Consider the following 25,372-nt stretch of genomic DNA (forward strand, 5'->3'; position numbering starts at 1 on the left):
TTCTCGCACGCGGTGCGCGGTGTTCCGGCCGACCCGCGACAGGCCCGCGACCAGTGCGGCAGCGCTGTTCGATCCCCCCAGACTGCCCCGGCCCCAGGGCGCACGCGACCGGTGGCCGGGTCGTACTCTGGGCCCATGCAGCCCGCGCCGGAGCACAGTCCGCACCATGCCTACCCCGACCACTGGGAGGCGGACGTGGTCCTCCGTGACGGTGGGACCGCCCGGATCAGGCCCATCACCACGGACGACGCCGGACGACTGGTCAGTTTCTACGAACAGGTCTCCGACGAATCGAAGTATTACCGTTTCTTCGCCCCCTATCCGCGCCTGTCCGACCGGGATGTGCACCGCTTCACCCATCACGATTACGTCGACCGGGTGGGGCTCGCGGTCACCGTCGGCGGCGAGTTCATCGCGACCGTCCGCTACGACCGGATCGACGGGCGCGGCAGGCCGGCCTCCGCTCCCGCGGACGAGGCCGAGGTCGCCTTCCTCGTGCAGGACGCGCATCAGGGCCGGGGGGTCGCCTCGGCGCTCCTCGAACACATCGCCGCCGTGGCCCGCGAACGCGGCATCCGCCGTTTTGCCGCGGAGGTGCTGCCCGCCAACACCAAGATGATCAAGGTGTTCCGGGACGCCGGCTACACCCAGCAGCGCAGTTTCGAGGACGGTTCCGTCCACCTCACGCTGGACCTCGAACCGACCGCCGAATCCCTCGCCGTCCAGCGAGGCCGCGAGCAGCGGGCCGAGGCGCGCTCCGTGCAACGCCTCCTCAGCCCCGGCTCCGTGGCCGTCGTCGGCGTCGGCCGCACGCCCGGCGGGGTCGGCCGGACGGTCCTGCGCAACATCCTCGGGGCCGGGTTCACCGGCCGCACGTATGCCGTGAACCGCTCCTTCACCGCGGACCGGGAGACCATCGACGGGGTCCCCGCCCATCGTTCGGTGGGCGAGATCGACGAGCCGGTGGACCTCGCCGTCGTCGCCGTCCCCGCCGAACGGGTGCCGGAGGCCGTGGCCGACTGCGGCGAGCACGGTGTCCAGGGCCTCGTCGTCCTCTCCGCCGGATACGCCGAGTGGGGGGCCGAGGGCAGGGACCGGCAACGCGAACTGGTCCGCCAGGCGCGCTCGTACGGCATGCGGATCATCGGCCCGAACGCCTTCGGCGTCATCAACAACGCCGAGGCCGTCCGGCTGAACGCCTCCCTCGCCCCGGAGCCGCCCGCGCCCGGCCGCATCGGACTGTTCACCCAGTCCGGGGCGATCGGCATCGCCCTGCTCTCCCGGCTCTACCGGCAGGGGGCCGGGCTCTCCACCTTCATCTCCGCGGGCAACCGTGCCGACATCTCCGGCAACGACTTCCTCCAGTACTGGTACGAGGACCCGGACACCGACGTCGCCCTGCTGTACCTCGAATCGTTCGGCAACCCGCGCAAATTCATGCGGCTCGCCCGGCGCACCGCGGCAGTGAAGCCCGTCGTCGTGGTGAAGGGCGCCCGGCACAGCGGTGCCACGCCGCCCGGCCACGCCGTTCCGGTCAGCCGGATCCCGGACGCGACGGTCTCCGCGCTCATGCGGCAGGCGGGCGTGATCCGGGTCGACACGGTGACGGAGACGGTCGACGTGGGCCTCCTCCTAGCGGACCAGCCCCTTCCGGCCGGGCCCAGGGTCGCGATCCTCGGGAACTCCGAATCGCTCGGGCTGCTCACGTACGACGCCTGTCTGACCGAGGGGCTGCGGCCGCGACCGCCCCTCGACCTCACCACCGCCGCCACCCCGCAGGACTTCCGGGAGGCCCTGGCCGCGGCCCTCGCCGACGAGGGCTGCGACTCGGTGATCGTCACGGCGATCCCGTGGGTGGGCGAGGACGGGGAGGCGGAGACCGGCGACGGAGAGGTGCTGGCCACCGCGTTGCGTGCGGCAGTGGCCGCGGGCCCGGCGAAGCCGGTGGCCGTCGTGCACGTGGAGATCGGCGGGCTGGCGGACGCTCTCGCCGCGGCCACCGGCACGGTCGCGCAGTCGCGCACGGCGAGGCGGCCGTCCGGTGGCACGGCTCCCTCGGCCGCCGAGCAGGCGAGCACGGGGAGCGCGGGAACGGGCCCCTCGTCCACGGGGCTCGTGCCGGGCGGCACCCGTCCCACCGCCGTGCCCGCCGCGGACGGCGGCAGCGACGGCCCGGGTGCCCTCCCCGCCCCGGCGGCGCAGACACCCGCAGCCGTCGGCCGTGCCACCGGGGGCGACTGCGGTACGGAGGCCCGGGACGCGTCCGGGGCGGGCATCCGCGCCGGGCGGATCCCCGCCTACCCGGCCGCCGAGCGAGCGGTGCGCGCCCTGGCCGAGTCGGTGCGGTACGCGCAGTGGCGCCGGCAGGCCGCCGTGCCCGGCAAGGTGCCCGAGTTCCTCGACGACACCATCGACGAGGCCGGGACCGCCGAGCTGATCGACGCCCTCCTCGGCCCCGACCCCGATCCCCGCGGCAGGCCGCTCACCCACGACGAGGCGTGCGAACTCCTGGGCCGCTACGGCATCGCCGTCCGGCCGACCCTGCCCGCCCCCGACCCCGAAGCGGCCGTCGCCGCGGCGGCCCGGCTCGGCTATCCCGTGGCGCTCAAGACCACCGCGCCCCACCTGCGCCACCGGGCCGATCTCGGCGGGGTACGACTCGACCTCGCGGGCGAGAACGCGCTCCGACGCGCCTACGGCGAACTGACGGACCTGCTCGGCGGGCCCGCCGAACTCCAGCCCGTCGTCCAGGCGATGGCCCCGCGCGGCGTCGACACCGTCGTACGGGCCGCGATCGATCCGACGGCGGGCGCCGTCCTCTCGTTCGGGCTCGCCGGCGCACCCTCCGAGCTCCTCGGCGACACCGCCCACCGCCTGATTCCGGCCACCGACCGCGACGCCGCCGAGCTGATCCGGACCATCCGCGCGGCCCCGGTGCTGTTCGGCTGGCGGGGGGCGGCGCCGGTCGACACCGCGGCACTGGAGGAACTGCTGCTGCGGGTGTCCCGACTCGTCGACGACCACCCCGAGGTGGTCTCCGTCACCCTGGAACCGGTCGTGGTCGCCACCCAGGGGCTCACCGTCCTCGGCGCGAACGTGCGGATCTCGCCGCCCCCGCCCCGTACCGACCTCGGGCCCCGCCGCCTCCCCAACTACTGACCGCTACGGGCACCGCCCGCCCGACGGTGCCGTTCCTGCGGGCGGGCAGTGTCCCGCACCGCCCCGTCCGTGCCGTCCCCGGCAGTCATCCGTCCCCCGTAGGATGGTGCTCATGGCAAAGACCGGTACGACGACCCAGGGGCTGCGCGCGGCGATCGAGCGCAGTGGCTACTACCCGGCCCTCGTGGCCGAGGCGGTGGAGGCCGCCGTGGGCGGTGAGCCGGTCGCTTCGTACCTGGTCCACCAGGAGACCACCTTCGACTCCAACGAGGTGCGCCGCCACGTCACGGTCCTGGTCCTCACGGACACCCGGTTCATCGTCAGCCACACCGACGAGCAGAACGCGGACACCAGTTCCCCGACGCCGTACGCCACCACCTCCACCGAATCGGTCAAGCTCGACCGGATCTCGTCGGTCGTGGTCAGCCGGGTCGTGGCGAACCCCGAGAAGTACGTGCCGGGCACGCTGCCGCGCGAGGTCGTCCTCACCATCGGCTGGGGCGCGGTCTCCCGCATCGATCTGGAGCCCGCCGCCTGCGGCGACCCCAACTGCGAGGCGGACCACGGCTACACCGGCAACACCACGGCCGACGACCTGAGCCTGCGGGTCAGCGAGGCCGGCGACGGCCCGGACACCGTGCGCCAGACCCTCGCCTTCGCCCAGTCGCTCTCCGAGGCCACGGCCGTGACTGCCGCGACCGGCCGCTGATGACCCAGCCGTCCTGGCAGGACCCGGTCCTGCTCGACGTCCGCACCGCTCCCGTGCCCGAGTACGGCGGCGGCTCGCTCGCGGATCTGCTGCCGACCCTCGTCGCCGGGCAGGGCGTGCCCGGTTTCACCGCGGCGATCCCCGAGCTCACGCCTGCCGACCGCAACTGCGTGTTCCTGATCGACGGCCTGGGCTGGGAGCAGATCGCGGCCCACCCCGACGAAGCACCGTTCCTGCACGCGCTGCTCCCCACCTCGCGCGGCGGCACGGGCCGCCCGATCACGGCAGGCTTCCCCGCCACCACCGCGACATCGCTGGCCTCGGTCGGCACCGGACTCCCGCCGGGGGAGCACGGCCTGCCCGGCTACGCCGCGCGCAATCCGGAGACCGGCGAGCTGATGAACCAGCTCCGCTGGCAGCCCTGGACCCCGCCGACGGAGTGGCAGCCGCACCCCACGGTCTTCGCGCTCGCCGATGCCGCGGGAGTGGCCACCGCCCAGGTGTCCGCCCCCGCCTTCGAGCGGACGCCGCTCACCCGGGTCGCACTGAGCGGCGGATCGTTCCTCGGACGGCTGTCCGGCGAGGAACGAATGGACGTCGCCGCCGAACGGCTGGCCGCGGGCGACCGCTCGCTCGTGTACACGTACTACAGCGAGGTCGACGCCAAGGGGCACCGGTTCGGCATCGACTCCGACGCCTGGCGCGGACAGCTCATGTACGTGGACGGGCTGGCCCGGCGCCTGGCGGAGCAGCTCCCGCCCCGTTCGGCGCTGTACATCACCGCCGACCACGGCATGATCGACATCCCCTTCGACGAACGGTCCCGGATCGACTTCGACGAGGACTGGGAACTGCGCGCGGGCGTCGCGCTGCTGGGCGGCGAGGGCCGGGCCCGGCACGTGTACGCCGTTCCGGGAGCGGAGGACGACGTCCTGGCCGTCTGGCGGGAAGTGCTCGGCGAGCAGTTCTGGGTGGCGAGCCGGGACGAGGCGATCGAGGCGGGCTGGTTCGGCCCGAAGACAGACGAACGCGTCCGCGGTCGGATCGGCGACGTCGTCGCTGCGGCCCACGACGACGTGGTGATCACCGCGTCGGTCAACGAGCCGCACGAGTCCGAGATGGTCGGCATGCACGGCTCGATGACCCCCGTCGAGCAGTACGTGCCACTGCTCGAAGTACGCTCGTAGCCGCGATTTCGCACCACCGTCGGGGCGGCTGCCGTCCGGCGTCGCTCCCCGAGACCCCAACCGATCCGGAAGATTGCCCTCCACCGATGTCCGAACTGGTATTTCCCTCCGGCACCATGGACAGCGGGAGGGGCACGCACGCGCCGGGGCATTCGCCACGGCCCGGACCCGTCGCCATGCGCCGGCCGGGCGGCGCGCTGTGCCCGGAACCCTACTCGCCGCGAAAGGCCGCATTCCACTGATGTCCGAATTGGTGTTTTTCTCCGGAACGATGGATTGCGGGAAGAGTACTTTGGCGCTCCAGATCGAACACAACCGTTCGGCCCGGGGACTTCAGGGTGTGATCTTCACGCGGGACGACCGGGCGGGGGAAGGGAAGCTGTCCTCGCGGCTGGGCCTGGTCACGGGGGCTGTCGAGGCCACCGAGGGCATGGACATCTACGCGTATCTGGTCGACCAGTTGTCCAAGGGCGGCAAGGTCGACTATGTGATCGCCGACGAGGCGCAGTTCCTCTCGCCGGAGCAGATCGACCAGTTGGCGCGGGTGGTGGACGACCTCGGGCTGGACGTCTTCGCCTTCGGCATCACCACCGATTTCCGTACCAGGCTCTTCCCCGGCTCGCAGCGGCTGATCGAGCTGGCCGACCGGATCGAGGCCCTCCAGGTGGAGGCCCTGTGCTGGTGCGGAGCCCGGGCCACCCACAACGCGCGCACGGTCGGCGGGGAGATGGTGGTCGAGGGCGCCCAGGTGGTCGTCGGTGACGTCAACCGTCCGGTGGCGGAGATCGGTTACGAGGTCCTGTGCCGCAGTCATCACCTCCGCCGGATGACTGCCGCCTCGGCCCGCGCGGGCGCGCTCTCGCCCGACGTCCTGCCGGTCACGTCCGCCTGACGGCGAGATTCCTCCGTCGGCTCCGGGTCTCCGCGGGCCCGCCGTGCCTTACGCTCGACCCACGACCCGTGCGCTGGAAACGGTGGAGGCATCGTGGACCCGATTGCACCTGAACTCCTCATGGCCCTTGCGGGAGGCACCGCGGGCGCGGCGGGGGAGCAGATGTGGACAACCCTGCGAAACCTGGTCAGGCGGCGGTCCTCGGACCGGGAGCCGCACGACGACGAGTTCACCGCCCTCGCCGGGGCGGCCGACAGCGCGGAGCGGGCCACGGCGCTGGCCGAGGCGCTGGCTCTCCGCGCCCGGCAGGACCCCGCCTTCGCCGAGGCGCTCGCCGCCTGGCGCCGGGAGGCCGAGGCGCTGGAGGGCACGCGGACCGGTGCGGGCGATGTGAGCAACGCAGTCTCCGGGGGCACCCAGGGCACTGTCGTCCAGGCGCGGGATGTTCACGGTTCCATCAACCTCGGTGGCTGACGAGGCCGTGCACGGCCGGGCGGCGCAGGAGAGGACCGGGCCCGAGCCGGGCGACGCAGGTGTTCCGGCCCGGCCGGCGATCGCGGCAGATTCCGCAGACGCGCCGTGCCCCCGTGGTCTACTGTGAGCGGCGTGTCGGAACCTGTCGAACCCTGCACGCTCGCAAGCGAGTTCACCGCGGCACTCGCTCGTCAGCAGCGGCTCGCGGAGCGCCGTGAGGAGATCGTCACAAGGCTGCACGACGAGGTCGAGCGGCTGCGCCGGGGCGAGACCGAAGCTGCGCTCGATCTCGTGCGCCACTCACTGATCCGGCTCCACGACCAGATCCTGCGCCAGGCCGAACACGTCACCGGACCGCTCGACGTCGACGAACTGCGGGCCCTGCTGACGGCACTGGCCGACGAGGCGGCGGACACCGTGGCCAGGACCGGCGTGCAGCGGTACGTACCCCAAACCGGCGAGGCGTTCGACATGGCGTTGCAGCGTCCGGTGGGCAGCGCCGCCGCCGGGGGACCGGAGGCGAACCGGACGGTGGCGCGCGTCGTGGCGGCCGGATTCGTCCAGGGCGAGCGGGTCGTGCGCAAGGCCGACGTCGTGGTCTTCCGGTGGGAGCCGGAAGCTCCATGAACGTCTCCGGCTCCGGCGGGCTCGACGACATGACCGACAAGGACAACTGACGAGACAACAGACGGTGCGGACGCCATGCGCGGCCGTCCCGACGGCGGGAGACCGTATGGCCGTGTACGGCATCGACCTGGGGACCACCTACTCCTGCGTCGCACGGATCGACGACATCGGCAGACCGACCGTGCTGCGCAACCTCGAAGGGGCGGACACCACACCCTCCGTCGTCTACTTCGAGAGCGCCGACAGCGTCGTCGTGGGGCAGAGCGCAAAGGACGCCACCGTCCTCGACCCCGAGCACGTCGTACAGCTCATCAAGCGGGACATGGGCGATGCGGTGCCGCGCGAGTTCCACGGCCGCGCCTACACACCGGAGGAGATCTCCGCCCGTATCCTGCGCAAACTCGTCGAGGACGCCAAGGCCGCAGGCGGCGACGAGGCGCGCGACGTGGTGATCAGCGTGCCCGCCTACTTCGGGCTCGCCGAGCGGGACGCCACCCGCAAGGCCGGTGAGATCGCCGGACTGCGCGTCCTCGACGTGGTCGCCGAGCCCATCGCGGCCGCACTCGACTACGGGGCGCTGGAAGGGGACGAGGAGCGCGGGGACCGGGCCATCCTCGTGTACGACCTGGGCGGCGGCACCTTCGACACCACCGTGCTCACCCTGCGCGGGCGCGAACTGACCGTGCTGTGCACGGACGGCGCGAAGGAGCTGGGCGGCAGCGACTTCGACGACCGCGTCGTCGTGCACCTGGCGGAGCGGTTCCGCGAGCGCTTCCCGGACGTCGACGACCCGCTGTCCGACCTCCAGTCCGAGACCCAGCTGCGCAAGGACGCCGAGGAGGCGAAGAAGGCGCTGTCCTTCCGCGAGCGCTACACCGTCCGCGTCATGCACCAGGGCAGGGTCGAACCGGTGGAGCTGACCCGGGGGCTGATCGAGGAACTGACCCGCGACCTGCTCGACCGCACCGTCGACATCACCCGCCGCACCGTCGAACTCGCCGCGGAGCGGGGCGTGTCGTCCTTCGACGACGTGCTGCTCGTCGGCGGCGCCACCAAGATGCCCGCCGTCGCCGCCGCCCTGCGCGCCCAGTTCGGCTTCGAGCCCAGGCTGCACAACCCCGACCTCGCGGTGGCCCGCGGCGCCGCGCTCTACGCCCTCGACCGGGCCGCCTTCATCCTCTCCGGCGGCGAACTCCCCGACGGGCAGGCACCGGACGTGCCGGAGACGGGCCTCACCCACCGCCCGTACGAAATCTCCACCGTTGCCTCGCGCGGCTACGGCATCCAGGTCACGGACATTGACACCGGCCGGGAGTACGTCACCCATCTCGTGCACGCGAACGACACCCTGCCCGTGTCGGTGACCGACGACTTCGCCACCCTCCGCGACGGTCAGCGCAAGGTCCGGATCCAGGTGATGGAACAGGCGGGCGCGGTGGAGTCGGAGGAACTGGATCACAACACCGAGGTCGCGCAGGGCACGCTGAAGATCCCACCCGGCAAACCCGCGCGCTGGCCCTTCCAGTGCGTGTTCACGCTCGACAGCTCCGGGCTCCTCACCGTCGTCGCCTCCGAGCGGGAGACCGGCGAGCAGATCGAGATCTCCCTTCAGATCGGCGGCCTGTCCGAAGCGGCGGTGGACGAGGCGCGGGTTGCGATGAGCCGCCAGCGGATCGGCTGATCCCGGGCAGGGGCAGGACGGGGGAACAAGGCCGTGGCCTTCGACGAGGAGCGCTACCGGCGCGAGGTGCTCGACGCCGGGGCGCCCGTGACCGAGGACCTGCGCACGCGCTACCAGCTGCCGCAGCGTCTCACCGGGCCCGCGGTCGCCGAGGCGGTCGCCGCGGTCCGCGTCTGCTGGCGCCGCAGCCGGTCCCGGCTCAAGTACCGCGCCGTCATCGAGCAGTTGGAGGCCGGATACCTCATCCACCGGCCGCTGCTGGACGCAGCCGCCGCCGGGGACCCGGGACGGCTGCGGGCCGCCATCGCGGCGCAGGGCCGACGTGCCGAATCCGAGCGGGCCGGGCTGCGCGCGGCCCTGGAGGAGGCCACGGGCGGACTCGGCATGCTCGCCGAGAGCACGGTCGCGGAGATCGCCGCCGCCCACCGGGTCCGCGAGGACCGGGTACGGGACCTGCTGCCCGGCCTCGGGCTGCGGGTCGCCGAGCCCGACCCCCTGCCCCGCGCGGTGCCGTACCCCGCGTACGCGCGCTGCGCCGGCCATCTGGAGGTGCTGGGGCTGCGGCACCTCGGCGACTTCCTCGCGGCGAGCACGCCCGGTGGGCGGACCGATCGGCCCGTGCACGTCTTCGACACGCTCCCGGTCGACCCGGCGGCGGTCGAGGCGGCGGCGCGCCGCTGGGGACGACTGCCGCACGGTGCCGCGCACACCGCGGCCCAGGCCGTGACCGCCGCCGTCCGCGGCGTGCTCGCCGAGCAGGGCCGGGAGGGACTCGCCCGGATTCTGCTCCATGAACTGGCGCTGCCCCTGCGGACGCGGTACGCCGCCCGTGCGACTCCGGCCACGCTCCTCGCGTACGCGGTGGACGAGCTGTCCGTCGCCGCGGACGACGCGCGGCGACTGGTGTTCGCGGTGATGCACGAGGCTGCCGGGGACCCGTTGTCGGAGCGGCTGCGCCGACTGGTCGCGGACGGGCGGCTCACCGAGGCGGCGGCCGTGGCGGGCCGGTTGCCGCCGGGCTCGCTCGCCGAGGACGCGCGCGCACTTGCCGAGCACGCGCGCGAGAAACTCGCCGAGGCGCGCGGCATGGTGGACCGCGCACGCCGACTGCCGCCGGCCGAGGCGGACCGGGCCTGGGACCTGCTGGAGCAGGCGGAGGAGACGGTCCGCGATCTGCCGGGCATCGACGCCGTGCGCCGCGGCCTCGCGGTCCGCCCGGTGTCCGGCCTCACCGCGGCGCGGGACGGCGCGGGAGTCGCCGTCCGGTGGCGGCCCTCGCCGTCCACGACGGGCGAGCCCGAGTGCGTGCTGCTGCGCACCGAGCGGCGCCCGCCGCGCGGCGCGGCCGACGGCACGGTGCTGCCGCTGACATCGCCGCGCGCCACCTCGTACGTGGACGGCTCACCCCCGCCCTGCGTCCCGCTGTACTACGCGGTCGCCGTGCGCCGGGCCGCCGAACCCGGCAGCGCGCCCTCCCCGCTCGTGGTGGGCGGGCCCGTCGTGTACTGGCCCGAGGTCACCGGCGCTCTCCTGCACCCCGGGGACCGCCGGATCACCGCCGAGTGGACCTGCCCCGGCCGTGCCCGGTCCGTCGAGGTCGTCCGCACCGCGCCGGACGGCGGGGAGGTGCGCGTCGCCGCCCACCGGGACGGCTTCACGGACGGCGGGCTCACCAACGGCACGCCGTACGACTACCGCATCCGCACCGTCCACCGCACCGATGACGGACAGCTCGTGCGCACCGAGGGCGTCCGGCGCACCGCCACGCCGCTCGCGCCGCCCGAGCCGGTCACCGACCTGGACATCCGTTTCGTGGACGGCCACCTCCTGGCGTGCCTCGACCCGCCGCCCGGCGGCGAGGTGCGCCTGTACGCCTTCGACGACGCGCCCCCGTGGCCGGCCGGCACCCGGCTGCGCACGGCGGAGCTTCCCGCGCGTCCGATCACGGCGCGACCCGCCCCGGAAGGGCTGCGGTTCGCGCCGCCGGGCCGGCCCACCATGGTGCTCGCGGTCACGGTCGCCGGGCAGGACGCCGTCGTCGGGGCGCACGCCGTGGCCGCCACGCAGGCGCTCGGCACCCCCACGCTCACCCGTCGCGTCGGCACGGGCGTGGTCGTCGCCTTCGACTGGCTGCCGGACGGCGGCGACGAGGTCGAGGTCATCTGGCGCACCCCCGGCGGGGCGGGCGAGCAGCGGCGTACCGTCGGCCGCGCCGCCTACCTGCACGAGGCGGGCGTGCGGCTGCCGGTCGCGGACGGCGCCGGGGTGGAAGTCGAGGTGCGGCCGATCGCCCTGCTCGGCGGGATGCCCGCGTACGGCCCGCCGAGCACGGCGGTACTGCCACCGCGCGCCGAGGTCGACTACCGGCTGGAGCGGCACGGCCTGCCCGGACGGCGCACGGTCACCGCCGTGTTCACGGCCGGGGTCACCGTACGGGCCGAGCGGCTGCTGCTGGTGCGGTCGCGTGGTCCCCTCCCACCGCTGGAGCCCGCCGACGGGGACGTCCTCGCGCAAGCCGCCGACGTGACGCTCGGCCCCGGGCAGGACGTGAAGCTGTCGGCACGCCTGGCCCGCGGCCCGGCCGGCCGGCTGCGCTGCTTCGCCGTCGGCGGGGCACTCGTGCTGCGCGACCCGCCGCAGCACACGCTCAGGATCACCTAGGGGGAGTGGACGTGAGACTGCCGTGGCGGCGTACCTGGGTGTGCCCGCACTGCTTCCGGCGCATCTCCCGGGAGCAGATCGCGTACGTCTGCGCGAGCGGCGCCGCCTGTGCCGAGGACCGGGGCCTCGCCTCGGCGAACCCACGGGCCGGTTCGGCGGTGTGCGGCACCTGCGGCCGCACCACCACCCGGCTGCGCTGCACCGCCTGCACGGCCCGGTTGCCGGAGGGCTATCTGCGCACTCCCGGAAAGCTCGTGGCGCTCGCCGGACCGGTCGGCTCCGGCAAGAGCACCTACATCGGCGTCCTCGTGCACGAACTCCTGCACCACCTCGGCGCCGAGCTCGACGCCGCGTTGCTCCCCTGCGACGACGACACGATGGCCGACTACCGCGAACGGTACGAACGACACCTGTACGAGGAGCAGCACACCGTCCCCAAGACCGCCGAGCACGACGGCGGCCGTCCCCTCGTGCACCGCCTCGGCCGCGCCCGGCGGGGCCGATTCGGACGTGTCCGCAAACGGGTGCTGACCCTGGTCTTCCTCGACACCGCGGGCGAGCACTTCGCCTCACGCGACCGCATGGAGGCCCAGACGCGCTACTTCCTGGCGGCCGACGCCGTCGTCGTCCTCGTCGATCCGCAGGACCTGCCCGGCGCACCGGTGAGGGACGGCGACGGGGTGCCGGGCAGGTCGGGCGACGTGCTCGCCCGGGTGCTGGGCCACCTGGGCGGCGGCGGCAAGGTGACCGTTCCGGTCGCGGTCGCCCTCACCAAGGCCGACCTCCTGTGGGCGCACCTGCCGGACAACTCCCCGCTGCACCGCACCCGCCGTCCCGGCCCCGTCTTCGACGCCGACGACCGAGCCGCCGTCCACGCCGAGCTGCAGGCCCTGCTGCGGCGCTGGCAGGAACACCAACTCGACGCGCGGCTCCAGCAGTTCTGCACCGACTATCAGCTCTTCGCGTTGTCCACGCTCGGTACCGCGCCCCGGAGGGGCGGCGGCCTCGGACTCGGTGGCCTCGTACGCCCGCACCGGGTGGAGGACCCCCTGATGTGGCTGCTGCACCGCTTCGGCGCCCTCGACCGGGGACGGGGGTGACGCGTATGGCGGGACAGGCGTACTACACGTCCGCCCCTCCCTCGTCCGACGCACCCCACGGCGGCTTCCGGTTCACCGCCGCCTCCCCGACGGCCCGCCCCGCACTCGATGTCCTCCGCCCGTCGACGGGGTACGCGCGGCCCCCCGGCCCGGACCGGCACCGCGACTACCCCGTGGCCTTCTCCTACGACCGACCGGACGACGACACGGCAGTGCTGACCCGCACCCGCTTCACCGGCCGGGACTACACCGGCCGCTGGGGCAACCACTTCTGCCACGCCCTGTACGCCACCCCCGGCGAACTGACCGGTCTGCGCCCCGTGGAGCTGTGGGACACACCCCACTGGGTCCAGGCGCCGCCGCACGACGACGGCCCGGACCTGCCCGACATCACCCAACTCGTCCCCGGCAGTGCCATCGGACCCGACCGCGTGATCCGCTCGCTGGCCTCCGGCGGCGCCCCCGGCCTCCGTCTCCTGGAGCGGCTGCTCACCGCGACCCTGCGGGCGCTGGCCGGCGAGGGCCCCGGTGCCACTCTGGTCTCCGCGGACCCGGACCGCGTCGTCGACTGGATCGCCGCGGTCTCCTACACCCTGCCCGTCGGTCTGGCCGCCCGGCTGACGTTCACGACATACACCGCGCGGCCGGAGGACGACCACCGCCATCTGACCGGGACCGGGCCAAAGACCGCGGAGCGGGCACCGGGTCCGGTGTTCCACCTCGACCGGCTGACCGGGGACGGCTGTCCGGAGTCGGTCCCGGTGGCACGGTTCCTCGCGGACGCGTTGGCGGGCGGGCGCCTCGACGTCCTGGACGCCGTCGCGGAACTCTGGGACGCGGGCCCCGCGGACGGCGTCGAGGGGGGCGTACGGCGGCTGCGCACCGGGTGCGCGCTGCTCGCGCCGGACGGCGACACGGCGGCCTTCGGCGGGGCGGGCGCCCCGCTCGTGAGTTTCGTACGCGCCGTCGTGGAGCTGCGGCCGGAGGCGGCGGGACTGGCGCCCGAGCGCCTGACGGACGCCGCCGCGCGCCATCTCGCCGACGGGACGGCACCCCTCGGGGACGTGCGGGCCGCGCTCGCCCCGCTGCCCGAGCCGTACCGGTCGGCCGCCCTCGTGGGGCTGATCGCCGCCCTCGAAGCCTCCGCCGAACTGCGGACCGCCGCGCTGGACGCGCGGGCGTGCGCCTCCCTCGTCTCCCTCGCGGACGAGGCACCCGACGTGCTCGCCGCCGCCCCGGGCACCGCACTGCATGTGCTGCGCCTGGCCCCCGGGGAGCCGCGGCCGACCGCACTGCGGATCCTGCGGCTGTACCGGCAGGGGCTGTGGGAGGAGACGGAGACCTACGAGGCGCTGCGCGATCTGGTGCGGGCCGAGGAGCCGGCGCGGGCACCACGGCTGCGGTGGCGACGCGGTCCTGCCCGGGAAGGGGAGTGAGCCGTGGCGGCCCCTGTCGTGCTGCTCCTGGTGATCGCCCTGCTCGTCGTCCTGATCGTCGGCTACGGCGTCTTCATCACCCTGCCCAGGCTGGTGTGGACCCAGCTGCACACCGTCTGGCGGACCTTCGGGCGGGCGGCCCACTCCTCGCCCGACCCGCGCGGTGAGCCGGCCACGTCGTCCTACTTCCGCGTCGTCGCCGCGCGCGACCTGCGGGCCACCTGGTGGGACGGACTGGAGCGGCACGAACGGCTGATGAGCGATGCCGAGCGGTTCCTGGCCGACCGGGTGGACGACGTGTTCGACCGGCCGCAACGGCGCGGGACCGGCGGGCGGGGCTGGCCGATGCTCTTCCTGCGCCCGGTCTCCCTGCTGACGGCCGTCGCAGTCGTACTGACCGCGACTGCGCTGAGCATCCTTCCGTTTCTGTTCGCGATGCTGCTGTGGGCGCTGGGCTGTTCACTGTGGACCGTGTGGTGGGCGGTGTGCGCGGCCGTCGCACGGACGGGGCGCGCGCTGCGCAGTGGGCCGGCGCCGTGCCCGTACACCGGCTGCGGGCACACCGTCCACCGCCCGGTCCGGCTGTGCCCGACGTGCCGAGCCGCACACCGGCAGCTGCTGCCCAACCGGTACGGCGCCCTCTCCCACCGCTGCCGTTGCGGCACCCGACTGCCCGCGGTCCTCGGCATGCGCCGCCTGGACGCGCGCTGTCCGCACTGCGGGAAGGCGCTGCCCGCCGGATACGAACGGGCGCGGGTCGTCGTGCTCGTCGGGGGCCCGGCCGCGCAACGTGGCGCGGTGCACCGGCAGGGGCAGGCCGAGCTGGGCGCCGCGCCCGGGGCCGAGCCGCCGCTCGTGCGCACCGGAGGGACGCCCGTGCTGTGGTACGACCCGCCCGGTGACGCCTACGGCAGTCAGGAGTCGGTGGCCGCGCTGGACGTCCTGCCCCGGGCCCGCGGACTGCTGCTGGTGGTGGACGATCCCACCGCGCACAGCGACGCCGTGCACGCCGTGACCCGGGTCCTGCACGTCCTCACCGCCCTGCCCGGGCGCCGCCGTCCGCACCGTATCGCCCTGCTGTACACCCGAGCCGCACAGGGCGACGACACTGCCGTGCGCGCGGAACTGGACGCGGTCGGCGGCGGCCATCTGCTGCGCGCGCTCGACGCCTCGGGCATCGAGATGCGCTGCATTCCGGCCGCGGCTCTCGCGGGGACGCTGCGGTGGCTCGCCGGTACCTCCGGTGCCGCCGGCGCGGGGGAGAGCATGGTGCCTCCGCCCGGGCGCCGACCCGCGAGCACGACGTTCCGCCTTCCCCGGCACCGCGCCGCCCGTCACACCCTTCTGCTCACCCACCTCGCCGGGTACCTGGTCGTACCGCTCGTCCTGGTCCTCCTGGAGGCGGGGGTGCTGCCACCGGCGGCGCTTCTCGGCCTGCCCGGGATGTACGACAAGTGGCGGCATCCGCTGTCCGGTTCGGTCCGCCAGGTCGATCTCACCGCGGTCGCCCCCGGGGACTGGCCGGAGTTCAGCGCGAGTTACTCGGCACCGGGGCATCCGCCGTCCGCCGTACTGCCGGGCCGTGCGGGCTACTGGTCGTTCAAGGGATCCCCGCAGAAGGACAACTGGCTGAGGATGGACTTCGGGATTCCGCTGCCGTTGAGCGAGGTGTCGGTGGACTTCGACCCGGACAGCGTCGCGTCGTTCTTCGTATCGGGCCTCGACGTGGAGGGCCAGGACGATGCCCGCACGATCGAGTTCCGGGACGGACACCCCCACGAGCGGAAGGACGGTGCCTACCTCACGACGGAGTACGGCTACGACTATCCCGTCCCGGACTCCGTCGACTCCGTCCGCGTCGGCCTGCTCTCCGGACTCATCAAGGACGACAGCAAGGATGAGCAGCGGCTCCGCCTGCGCGAGGTCAACATCCGCTGGCGCAGCTCCGACGCCCTGCGCCTGCACCCGGCGGACGGCGGTCGGCTCACCCTGGAGAACACCACCGCACGCGACCTCGCCATCACCGTGCGACCGCCCCTGCTGCCCAAGGGGTGGCGGGCCACTCCCATCGGGCGGCCGTCCCGGACACTTCGGGCGCACGACACGTACGAGGTGCACTGGCGGATCACCGCTCCCGAGGGGACCGAGCGCCGCGCCCCCATCGCCTACGCCGTCGACATCGGCGACGGCGGCGAGACGGTGACGGCACGTTGCCTGGCCTTCCTCACGGCCTCCGCGGACGTCGAGCCGCTCTGCTGAGGGCTCAGCGGGGACCGGACGGCGGCGTCCAGCAGGGCCCCGCGAAGTCGGCGAGGGCCGTGCGGAGAGTGGCATGCACCTGCGGCGAGAAGCCGACCGGCGTGACGAAGTACCAGCCATCGCCCATGCGGGAGCGGCGGGGCGGGCGCGGGGCACCGGCGAGCAGCCGTACCTGGAGTGCGTAGAAGCGCGCGTCCCGGCCCCGGACGACCGCGCGGCGCACGGTGATCTCCTCGACGTGCCGCCACGCGTAGGAGCGTCGCCTGCGCCCGATCACGGAGGTGATGCCGTTCCGGGTCAGCTCCAGCTCCACCCGTTGCCGCGGCAGGAGCATCCCGGCCACGGTGATGACGGCGCCGAGGAAGGGCAGGGCGAGCAGCGCCAGCCAGGCGGTCGCGTCCTGCCACTGGCCGCTCACGGTGAACCGCACGAGGAAGATGCCCATCAGGGAACCGAACGCCGCCCAGTGGGCGAGCGGCAGCCTTCTGGACCGGCCGCGCAGGAGGTAGCGGTCCGCCGTGCGTTCCGCGGTGAAGTGGCCCGAGCCCGTGAGCGCGGGCACGTGATCCGGCCCGGGGGCGGGCGGGCCGCCACCCTCGTCCCGCTCCCGGGCGCGCCGGCCCGCCAGATGCTCCTGGAGCCGACGGTTGCGGAAGCGATAGGTGCCGCCCGACAGCTGGAGCAGGCCCGCCGTGCGCGCGTCCCTGAGGAAGGCCATCAGGGACCACGGCAGCCGTCGGGCCGCCGCGAGCGAGCACTTGGCCAGCACCCAGCGGCTCCACGGGCTGAGCAGTACGAACGTCGCCGAGGCACCTGCCCAGCCACCGAAGGCAGGCCACCACCCGCCACCGCCGCGGAGCGAGAAGAACAGACCCGAACCGGCTCCGATCAGCGGGGCCACCAGCGTCACCAGCGTGATGAGGGCGGACTGTTCGCCGCGCAGGAGCTCGTCGGGGGTGGCGGCGTCCACGGTGTCGGCCGGAGCCGCGTACACGATGGTCAGCAGCGTGGGCAGCACGCAGCCGACCGCGAGCCAGACCAGGACGGAGTCCGGTGACACGAAGACGTACAGGGCGAGCAGGAGGACGAAGAGCGCGGGACCGCCCACGAGCGCCGCGAGGCGGACCCACGGGCCCACCCGCGCGTTCCGGTCGAAGGAACGCAGGGCCTGGATGAACAGCAGAGGGTTGGCGCTGCGCCGCGGCTCGGTGATCCGATGCCCGAACCACGAGGCGGTCACGGACCGCGCAATGGCCGCGAAGAGAACCCCGGCGGACACGTCCACCGTCACGCTCAGGTGGCCCAGCACGGAGTCCTCCGCGTAGCCGGACATGGCCGCCTCGATGACGAAGGAGAGCAGGATGCCGGTGGTGAGCAGTGCGGGCAGTGCGAGCAGTCGCGGCAGTGGCGCCGAGTGCAGCTGCCACCAGGCCAGTTCGGACTCCTCGCGGCGGCTCAGCAGCTGCGCCAGGTACGAGAGCCAGACACCGGCCCGTTCGGCGTCCCAGGTGCGGGGCGGGTGCAGCCGACCGGGGTTCGGGGGCTGCGAGGGAAACGCGGCGGGCACGATCCGGTCGAGCAGGTGCGCCTCGACGGCCTCACGGGTCGGGAACAGTGCCCGGTTCATCAACTCCCCGGGATCCGCCGGATGTTGTTCGTAGGACCGGCGTACCAGCCACACCATCAGCGGACTGGTCAGGGCCCACGCCACCGGCGCGGAGGGTTCCTTCCGAAGGGTCTCCAGCAGGCGCGCCCAGGCCGCCGCGCGGGCCGGTGGCCGGGCTCTGCGGAGATAGCCCGCCACTTCGTCGGGGCGCAGCGGCAGCGACTCGATCACCGTCGCGTGCCGCAGCCCCCCGCCCTTCCGGTCGAGGTGCTCGTACTCGGCGGTGCGGGACATCAGTACCGCGTCGCCCACACTGCCGAGGCCGGTATTGAGCGCGTCGAGGACCTCGGCGCGGCGGTGTCCGGGCAGTTCGTCGAGGCCGTCGAGGACGGGCAGCACCCGCCGGTCGAGGACGAGCCGACGGGCCGGGTGCACGCCGTCGACGGGCGGCAGACCGGGGTGGTCCTGGCGCAGCCGGTCCACCAGCCAGTCGGTGAGCGACTGCCGCCGGGTGTCCCAGGACTCCAGCGACAGCACGAGCGGGACCGGCACGTCGTCCTCGCCCTGCGTGAGCCGCCGGGCGAGGAGTTCGAGGGTGAGCAGGACGGACAGCACGGTCTTGCCGGATCCGGCGCTGCCCAGCACGACCAGCCGTCGCCGCGGCCGGAGCCGGAGGAAGGTCCCGGCGATGGTGTCGGTCCCGGAGCCCGCGGGCACGTACTCCCCGGCGGATGCGACTCGTCGGCTGGGTGTCCAGCGCACGGGCAGCGGCTCGGGATCGGTCATGCCCCAGGCGTCGGCCTCGGCCCGCCACCGGTGCAGGAGACTGCGTGCGAGCCGGCGCTCGGCCGCGGCCAGCGGAGCGTCGTCGTCGGGCGGCGGGGGCTCCACGCGCAGGGTCAGATTGAGATCGCCTTCGAGAATCCCGATCTGGATCAGGTACTCGGCCGTGCAATCGACAGCGGTGTTGGTGATGTGCGGCTCACCGGAGCCCATCTGCCTCGCCATGTACCCCCGCCCCCGTCGTCGTCCTTCCCGCTCCGTCCTCCCGGCCCGATCCGAACGCGGAGCCGTGCCGGGGGACTTCGGCCGCCCGGCTCAGGATTTCGTCGGGTTCCCGTGGAGGCGTACCGTGCCGAGGATCTTCATGATCGTCGAGTCCGGCAGTTCGTCCTTCACACCCGTGGCGCCGTAGAGGCTCCACGCGACCAAGCCACCCGTCGAGTTCCTGAAGCCGAACGTGATGGCCTTGCCGTCGCTCGCGCACCCGTCCTCCCTGGGCGCGTTCCTGGACCTGGCCCGGGCGATGCTGCCCTTGAGGCCGGACCTCGTCGTGTAGGGCTTCGCCGTCCGGTCGCGGATGATGCTTTTTGTGTCCGGCTGGGTGTAACCGCCGTACACCCACCGTTCCGCCTCGCTCAGGGCGACGGCGCCGGTGCTCTCGGCGCCTTTGGCCCCCTTGGTGCCCGTCGCCGCCAGTTCGGTGCTGTTCAGCTTGACGCGCCCGTTCTTCTTGCTCCGGTACCGGCACCAGTTCTCCTCCAGGACGGCCGGTGCGCCCATGATGACGGCGACCTTGTCCCAGTTGTCGGGGTCGCTGTAGTCGACCTTGCGGTCCTCGAAGCCGATCAGCAGAGACGACGACTTGACGTCCCAGTCCGGCGGCACGTCGAAGGCCGTGCCCCACTCGGGGTCGACGACCGCCTTCCAGCCGGGGACGGTCGGTCGCACGGTCTGCCCGCCGCGTGGATTGCCGGACGCCGAGGCCGAGGCCGTCGCGCGTTTCGAGGCGACCGTCGGCGCCTTCGCGTTCCTGCTGCCGTCGGCGATATCGTTCCTGCCGCCGTCCCGGAGCAGGAAGCCCGCGACGCCGACGGTGAGGACCACAGTTGTGGCCGCGGCGATCGCGGCCGCCTTCGCCCGGTTCCCACCGCCCCCCGGCGGCTGTCCTGACCACATGGTCAGTAACCGTAGACCCTGGCTTTCCCGAGGGGGAGCCCTTCGGCAGGTGATGTGGTACGGCGGGGGAGCACGGGGCTTGCGATCGCATGCACCGGAGGCCGCACGGCCCGGCCTCCGGTGGACGACGCCGCCGACCGACGTGCGTGGGGTCGTTAGGATGACGCCGTGAACACGGTGAGCGGGAAGGGCGCCGGGGCCGGGGCCGGTTCCCCGGGCAAGGCGCAGCCGAGGCAGCTGATCGTGACGGTCTACGGCTTGTACGCGCGCGACACCGACGGCTGGATGTCCGTGGCCTCGCTGATCCGGCTGCTCGCCGAGCTGGGGATCGAGGCGCCCACCGTGCGTTCCTCCGTCTCCCGGCTGAAGCGCGCGGGAATCCTCGAAGCCGCGTCGGTGCGCGGGGCGGCGGGGTACAGGATCTCGCCGGAGACCGAACGCATGCTGCGCGACGGCGATCCGCGCATCTTCGCGGCCCGGCGCGCCACCGTGGACGAGGGGTGGGTGCTCGTCGTCTTCTCCGTGCCCGAGTCGGAGCGCGCCCGACGGCACACGCTGCGCACCCAGTTGACGCGGCTCGGCTTCGGTTCGGTGTCCGCCGGTGTGTGGATCGCACCGGGACACGTGCACGACGAGGCGGAGGACATGCTGGCCCGGCACGGACTGCGCGCCTATGCCGACCTGTTCCGGGCCGACTATCTCTCCGTGGCCGGTCACGGGGGCGCGCACGGCAACGGCGAACTCGCCGCGAAGGTACGCACCTGGTGGGACACCGCCCGGCTGCAGCGGCTGTACGCCGAATTCCTCGTGGCCCACGGCCCGGTCACCGCGCCGGTCGCGGACGGCGGGCCGACGACGGACCGCGAGGCGTTCACGACGTACATCAGGGTGCTGACCGACTGGCGCCGGCTCGTCTATCTCGACCCCGGTGTGGCCCGGGATCTGCTGCCGGCCGACTGGGGAGGCGCCGAGGCGTCCGAGCTCTTCGACGAGGTGCATGCCCGGCTGGCCGGCCCCGCGCGCCGTCATGTCGAACGCGTCCGGGGCGAGACGGAGCGGGTGCGGACCGGCTGAGGCCGGGCCCGCACCCGCGGTTTCAGCGACCGGCCGTCCGGACGATCGTGAAGGCCGCGCCCTCCGGGTCCGCCACCGTCGCCACCCGCCCGCTGGAACCGTCCCTGGGCGGCTGGAGCACGTACCCGCCCAGATCCACCACGCGACGCGCGGCCCCGTCGGTGTCGTCGACCTCGAAGTACGTCATCCAGTGCGGGCCCCGGTCGCGGGGCAGGGCGTGACCGATGCCGTGCAACGAGGCGACCGGGCGGCCGTGCAGGTGCAGGGTCTGGTAGTCGAAGTCGGCGGACACCACCGCCTCCGCCTCGTAACCGAACACCGTCTGGTAGAACTTGCAGACCGTCGAGGTCTCCCGGGTCAGCAGTTCGTTCCAGACCGGGGTGCCGTGGGTTCCGGCGAGTGCCGTGCCGAGGTGGGCAGCGGCCTGCCAGATTCCGAACACCGCACCGCCGGGGTCGGAGGCGATGGCCATCCGGCCCGCCTCACCCGCGTCCAGCGGCCCGACGGCGACGGTGCCGCCGCAGGAGCGGATCAGCTCGGCCGTGACGTCGGCGTCATCGGTGGCCAGGTACGTCGTCCAGGCCACCGGCAGGAGACGGTCGGGCGCCATCTGCCCGAGGCCCGCGACCACCCTCCCGTCGACAGTGGCCCGGACATAGGGGCCCAGTTGGTCGGGGCCGGGCACGAACTCCCAGCCGAACAGACCGGCGTAGAAGTTCTGCGTCGTGCCCAGACCGTGCACGATCAGACTTACCCAGCAAGGCGTTCCGGGTGTGCGCCGGGCGGGAGCCTCGGTCATCGTCACTCTCTCCTCGGACCATCGTGGTGGCCGTACGGGGGGAACGGGGCCGGTGTGCCGTGGTGCGGCACGGGAGGGCGCGCCCCGTGCAGATGCTTGCACCACCCGGCGCACGATGCGTACCGGCCGCGCCGCACTGTCCGGGATCTCGGCGAAGAGGCCGGAAACATGCGGTACACCTGGTCCGGTGGTGTGACGGTGTTATGAGCGGGGGCGGCCCTGCGCGAGGATGGCAGCCATGAAGCCCATCATCACCGCAGTCGAATGTGTGAGCGAGCTGGCAGGGCCGTGTCCGCCGGTGCTCCTGGACGTACGTTGGCAGCAGGGCGGCCCGCACGGCCGCCCGGACTACGAGGCCGGGCACATCCCGGGCGCGGTCTTCGTCGACCTGGACACGGACCTCGCCGGTCCGGCCGGACGCGGTGGCCGCCACCCCCTGCCCGACCCGGAGGCGTTCGGTGCGGTGATGCGCCGGGCCGGTGTCCGCGCGGACACGCCGGTGGTGGTGTACGACGGCGGTCAGGGCTGGGCGGCGGCCCGCGCCTGGTGGTTGCTGCGCTGGACGGGGCACGAGAACGTCCGCGTGCTGGACGGCGGTCTGGCGGCCTGGGAGGGGGCGCTCGACAAGGAGATCCCGGCACCCGCCGAGGGCGACTTCCGGCCGGTACCCGGAGCGGTGCCGTCGCTGGACATCGACGGGGCGGCGGCGCTGGCCCGGTCCGGTCTGCTGCTGGACGCGCGGGCCGCCGAACGCTACCGGGGCGAAGTGGAACCGATCGACCGTGTGGCCGGGCACATCCCGGGCGCCGTGTCGGCCCCGACCTCGGAGAACGTGACGGGCGACGGGCGGTTCCTGCCCGCGGAGTCGTTGGCCGCCCGCTTCGGGGCACTCGGTGCCGACCGGGCGTCGGAGGTCGGTGTCTACTGCGGTTCCGGCGTCTCCGGCGCCCACGAGGTGCTGGCCCTGGCCGTCGCGGGAATTCCCGCGGCGCTCTACGCGGGCTCCTGGTCCGAGTGGACCGCCGACGAGTCCCGTCCGGTCGCCACGGGCCCCGACCCCCAGTGACGGAACGGCCCGTACGCCGCGGCGTACGGGCCCGTGACCTGCCGCAGGTTCCCCCGCTCGGTCCTGCCTTCCGTCCTGCGCTCAGTCCTGCTTCTTGCGGCGAGTGCCGAAGACGATCTCGTCCCAGCTCGGCACGGCGGCACGGCGGCCCGGACGGACACCGTCCGCCTCGGCCTGCCGGTCCGTGGTCCCGGTCAGCCGGTCGCGATGCCCGGCCACCGCCCGCGGCATCAGCACATCCGCATAGGCGGAACCGGCACCGGCGGAGGCCGCGGCGGACGACTCCTCGGCCTCCGGCTCCTGCACCGCCGGTTCGACGGCAGGGGGCTCGGGGGGCGCGGGCCGCTCGGGGACCACCATGTCGCCGCGGAAGCTCGGCACCGCCTCCAGCAGGCTCGTCAGCGAATCGCGTTCGCTCGCCGAGATGCCGTTGGCGTGCTCCTCCGGCTCCGGCGCGGGAATCGGGGGGCGCTCGATCTGACGGTCGAGGGCGCGGTCCAGTGGCCGGTCGCGGGGCAGCCGGGCAATCCGGGGCACGAACGGGAAGGTCGGTTCGGGAGCGGCGTCGTCGGTCTCGCCGATCAGCGAACGCGCCTCGTCGTCCACGGCCTGGACCAGCCGCCGCGGCGGGTCGTACGTCCAGCTCGCCGAATGGGGCTCGCCCGCGACCCGGTAGACCAGCAGGACTTCCCAGGTGCCGTCGTCACGACGCCACGAATCCCACTGGGCGGTCTCCTTGTCGGCGCCGCGCAGCAGCAGCCGCTCCTGCACCGCCTCGCCGAGCTGGGGACCGGTGTTCTCGCCGGGACGGCGCACGGGGGTCTTCCGGGCGCGTTCGGCCATGAAGGCGCGCTCCGCGAGCACCGGGCCCTCGAAGCGGCGGACGCGGTCGACCGGAATCCCGGCGAACTGGGCGACCTCCTCCGCGGAGGCGCCGGCTCGTATCCGGGCCTGGATGTCGCGCGGCCGGAGGTGGCTCTCCACCTCGATCTCGATCTGTCCGAGCCGGGCGCGGTCGTTGCGCACGGCGGCTCTCAGCCGCTCGTCGATCGGAAGCGTGTACTCCGTGCTGTCCGCAGCCTTGAGCACCAGTCGTGTGCCGTCGTTGGAGACGGCCACGACACGCAGTTCGGGCATGGGGACCTCCCGGGTGGTGCCTGCCGACGTCACTGCGCCGCTGCTTCCGCTAGTCGAGTGTGGCCTGCCCGGGTGCAGCCTGCCACAACATTGCCGTGTTGCCCGGTGTGTCGGGCGTGAGCCCTTGACCGCCGGTATGTCACGGTGACCCATTGTGCAACACAAAGCGACCTGCGGTCACCTCGTGTAATCGGCCTCCGTGCGATGCTGCGACGTCGCCGGATTGAGTGCCTCCTTCGGCCCCCTTTCCGAAGAACCCGGACACCCGTACGGGAATCCGGCCCCAGGGCTCGCCACAGTACTCCATTCGGGCCATGTGGGTGGACCGCCGTGCCGTCGAAGTTCTCGTGAGGTGCGGGAGTTGAGCTACCCATTCGGGTGAGGTGCGTCCCTCATGCGTGTCCTGCTTCACAGAATCTCCCGAAGCGGAACTAATCACTTCGCTCAAATGTCCCTTCCTGGTGCAGGGTGGGAGAGATGTCAATCGAGGGCTGGAAATGGTGCGGAAGCCGGAAAGTGACACAGAACCCGAGGAAAAGCGAATAGACCTGAGCCTGCCGCAGGTGGCGGGCAGCGCCGTGGCGGCGGTCGCGGCAGCCGTGGCGGCCTCGCAGCTCGGCGTGTACGGAACGGTCATCGGCGCGGGCGTCATGAGCGTCGTCGCCACCTGCGGCGGTTCGGTCTTCCAGCACTTCTTCCGCCGCACCGGGGAGCAGATCCGCGAGGTGACGGTCCAGGTGAAGCACCAGGGCCGCGAGACGACCGTGCGGACCCGCGAGACGGTCCGCGCCCCCGCCGCGCCGCAGGACCGGCGGTCCACCGCCCCCGGCGCCGCCGACGTCACCAGGGCCATGCCCGTCGTGGACGGCACGTCCTCGCCGGATGCGACGGATGCCACGACCGTGCTGCGGGCCGCAGGGGCCGATCCGGACCGGACGCGGCCGCCGGCCCCGCTCGACGCGACCCAGTCGCTCGCGGCGGTGCTCCCGGACTCCGACGAGGAGTTCTCCGAGGCCACCACCCACGGCACCCGGATCCGCGGCTGGAAGCGTCCGGCCCTCGGAGCGGTCGTGGTCTTCGCCGTGTCGATGGCGGGGATCACCACGTACGAGCTGGTCTCCGGGAGCGACCTGAGCGGCGGCCGGGGGACCACCGTCGGGTCCGTCGTGCGCGGCGGGTCGGAGCGGGGGACCGGGACGGACGACCCCGCCCCGTCGACCGGCACCGATCCGGCGCAGGACCGGACGCCGGGCGGGGGGAGCGGTGCGACGCAGGGCACGGACCCCAAGGGCGGAACGAGCCCGAACCCGGACTCCGGCCGGGGCGGCGGCGCCCCGACCGACCCGGAAACCGGCTCCACGCCCGCCGACGGGACCGGAACCGGCAGCGGAACCGGCACCGGCACCGGTCCGACCCCGCAGGCCACGCCCTCCCCGTCGGCCCCCGGCGACGGCGGTGCCGCCCCGGAGCCCACCGGCGCCGGCGCCGACCCGGCGCAGGACGGTCGTGCCACCACCGGCACGGTCACCGCACCCTGAGCCGCGAA

Annotated in this window: 18 protein-coding genes; 14 read left to right on the forward strand and 4 right to left on the reverse strand. The window is 73.6% G+C overall.

Annotated features, from left to right (window positions below; genetic code table 11):
• Positions 1–135: 135 nt before the first annotated feature.
• The 11 genes from ACFC79_RS19915 (at position 136) to ACFC79_RS19965 (ending at position 16,185) form a co-directional block, all read left to right on the forward strand.
• Positions 136–3,159, forward strand: coding sequence for a GNAT family N-acetyltransferase (locus ACFC79_RS19915; RefSeq protein ID WP_376241839.1), 3,024 nt, complete (start codon positions 136–138; stop codon positions 3,157–3,159).
• Between the two features lie 112 nt (positions 3,160–3,271).
• Entirely contained in the window at positions 3,272–3,868 is a 597-nt protein-coding gene (locus ACFC79_RS19920) for a DUF5998 family protein (RefSeq protein ID WP_376241841.1), read from the forward strand.
• Positions 3,868–5,055: an alkaline phosphatase family protein gene (locus tag ACFC79_RS19925; RefSeq protein ID WP_376241843.1), complete on the forward strand. Its 1,188-nt coding sequence runs from the start codon at positions 3,868–3,870 to the stop codon at positions 5,053–5,055. The genes ACFC79_RS19920 and ACFC79_RS19925 overlap by 1 nt, the downstream gene beginning before the upstream one ends.
• Before the next feature lie 241 nt (positions 5,056–5,296).
• On the forward strand, positions 5,297–5,947 hold the full coding sequence (locus ACFC79_RS19930; RefSeq protein WP_376241845.1) for a thymidine kinase: 651 nt from the start codon (positions 5,297–5,299) through the stop codon (positions 5,945–5,947).
• Positions 5,948–6,040: 93 nt separating this feature from the next.
• Positions 6,041–6,421, forward strand: a complete 381-nt coding sequence (locus ACFC79_RS19935; protein ID WP_376241847.1) for a hypothetical protein — start codon at positions 6,041–6,043, stop codon at positions 6,419–6,421.
• 132 nt (positions 6,422–6,553) lie between these two features.
• Positions 6,554–7,048 carry a nucleotide exchange factor GrpE gene (locus ACFC79_RS19940; protein ID WP_376241848.1) on the forward strand — a complete coding sequence of 165 codons (495 nt, stop codon included), beginning with the start codon at positions 6,554–6,556 and terminating at the stop codon, positions 7,046–7,048.
• Between the two features lie 106 nt (positions 7,049–7,154).
• Entirely contained in the window at positions 7,155–8,729 is a 1,575-nt protein-coding gene (locus ACFC79_RS19945; RefSeq protein WP_376241850.1) for an Hsp70 family protein, read from the forward strand.
• Positions 8,730–8,762: 33 nt separating this feature from the next.
• A complete protein-coding gene (locus tag ACFC79_RS19950) occupies positions 8,763–11,390 on the forward strand; it encodes a hypothetical protein (RefSeq protein ID WP_376241852.1) in 2,628 nt (875 codons plus the stop codon).
• A gap of 11 nt (positions 11,391–11,401) precedes the next feature.
• On the forward strand, positions 11,402–12,490 hold the full coding sequence (locus ACFC79_RS19955; protein ID WP_376241854.1) for a hypothetical protein: 1,089 nt from the start codon (positions 11,402–11,404) through the stop codon (positions 12,488–12,490).
• Between the two features lie 5 nt (positions 12,491–12,495).
• Positions 12,496–13,926 carry a hypothetical protein gene (locus ACFC79_RS19960; protein WP_376241856.1) on the forward strand — a complete coding sequence of 477 codons (1,431 nt, stop codon included), beginning with the start codon at positions 12,496–12,498 and terminating at the stop codon, positions 13,924–13,926.
• Positions 13,927–13,929: 3 nt separating this feature from the next.
• The gene (locus tag ACFC79_RS19965; RefSeq protein ID WP_376241858.1) at positions 13,930–16,185 is read left to right on the forward strand and encodes a hypothetical protein; all 2,256 of its coding nucleotides are present in this window, start codon (positions 13,930–13,932) and stop codon (positions 16,183–16,185) included.
• A gap of 4 nt (positions 16,186–16,189) precedes the next feature.
• Here ACFC79_RS19965 and ACFC79_RS19970 read toward each other — a convergent pair whose 3' ends face one another.
• Together ACFC79_RS19970 and ACFC79_RS19975 are read right to left on the reverse strand one after the other, a co-directional pair.
• The gene (locus ACFC79_RS19970) at positions 16,190–18,799 is read right to left on the reverse strand and encodes an NACHT domain-containing protein (protein WP_376241860.1); all 2,610 of its coding nucleotides are present in this window, start codon (positions 18,797–18,799) and stop codon (positions 16,190–16,192) included.
• 90 nt (positions 18,800–18,889) lie between these two features.
• Positions 18,890–19,750: a hypothetical protein gene (locus ACFC79_RS19975; RefSeq protein ID WP_376241862.1), complete on the reverse strand. Its 861-nt coding sequence runs from the start codon at positions 19,748–19,750 to the stop codon at positions 18,890–18,892.
• A gap of 168 nt (positions 19,751–19,918) precedes the next feature.
• On the opposite strand from ACFC79_RS19975, the gene ACFC79_RS19980 reads away from it, so the two are divergent.
• Entirely contained in the window at positions 19,919–20,824 is a 906-nt protein-coding gene (locus ACFC79_RS19980; RefSeq protein ID WP_376241864.1) for a PaaX family transcriptional regulator C-terminal domain-containing protein, read from the forward strand.
• Between the two features lie 22 nt (positions 20,825–20,846).
• On the opposite strand, the gene ACFC79_RS19985 is transcribed toward ACFC79_RS19980, so the two are convergent.
• The gene (locus ACFC79_RS19985; protein WP_376241866.1) at positions 20,847–21,623 is read right to left on the reverse strand and encodes a VOC family protein; all 777 of its coding nucleotides are present in this window, start codon (positions 21,621–21,623) and stop codon (positions 20,847–20,849) included.
• A 238-nt stretch (positions 21,624–21,861) separates the two neighbouring features.
• On the opposite strand from ACFC79_RS19985, the gene ACFC79_RS19990 reads away from it, so the two are divergent.
• Positions 21,862–22,689, forward strand: coding sequence for a sulfurtransferase (locus tag ACFC79_RS19990; protein WP_376241868.1), 828 nt, complete (start codon positions 21,862–21,864; stop codon positions 22,687–22,689).
• A gap of 81 nt (positions 22,690–22,770) precedes the next feature.
• Here the strand turns inward: ACFC79_RS19990 and sepH are convergent, their stop codons facing one another.
• The gene (sepH, locus tag ACFC79_RS19995) at positions 22,771–23,826 is read right to left on the reverse strand and encodes a septation protein SepH (protein WP_376241870.1); all 1,056 of its coding nucleotides are present in this window, start codon (positions 23,824–23,826) and stop codon (positions 22,771–22,773) included.
• A 497-nt stretch (positions 23,827–24,323) separates the two neighbouring features.
• On the opposite strand from sepH, the gene ACFC79_RS20000 reads away from it, so the two are divergent.
• The gene (locus ACFC79_RS20000) at positions 24,324–25,364 is read left to right on the forward strand and encodes a hypothetical protein (protein ID WP_376241871.1); all 1,041 of its coding nucleotides are present in this window, start codon (positions 24,324–24,326) and stop codon (positions 25,362–25,364) included.
• Positions 25,365–25,372 lie beyond the last annotated feature (8 nt).

This window comes from Streptomyces sp. NPDC056061 (assembly GCF_042266885.1).
Classification (GTDB): Bacteria; Actinomycetota; Actinomycetes; order Streptomycetales; family Streptomycetaceae; genus Streptomyces.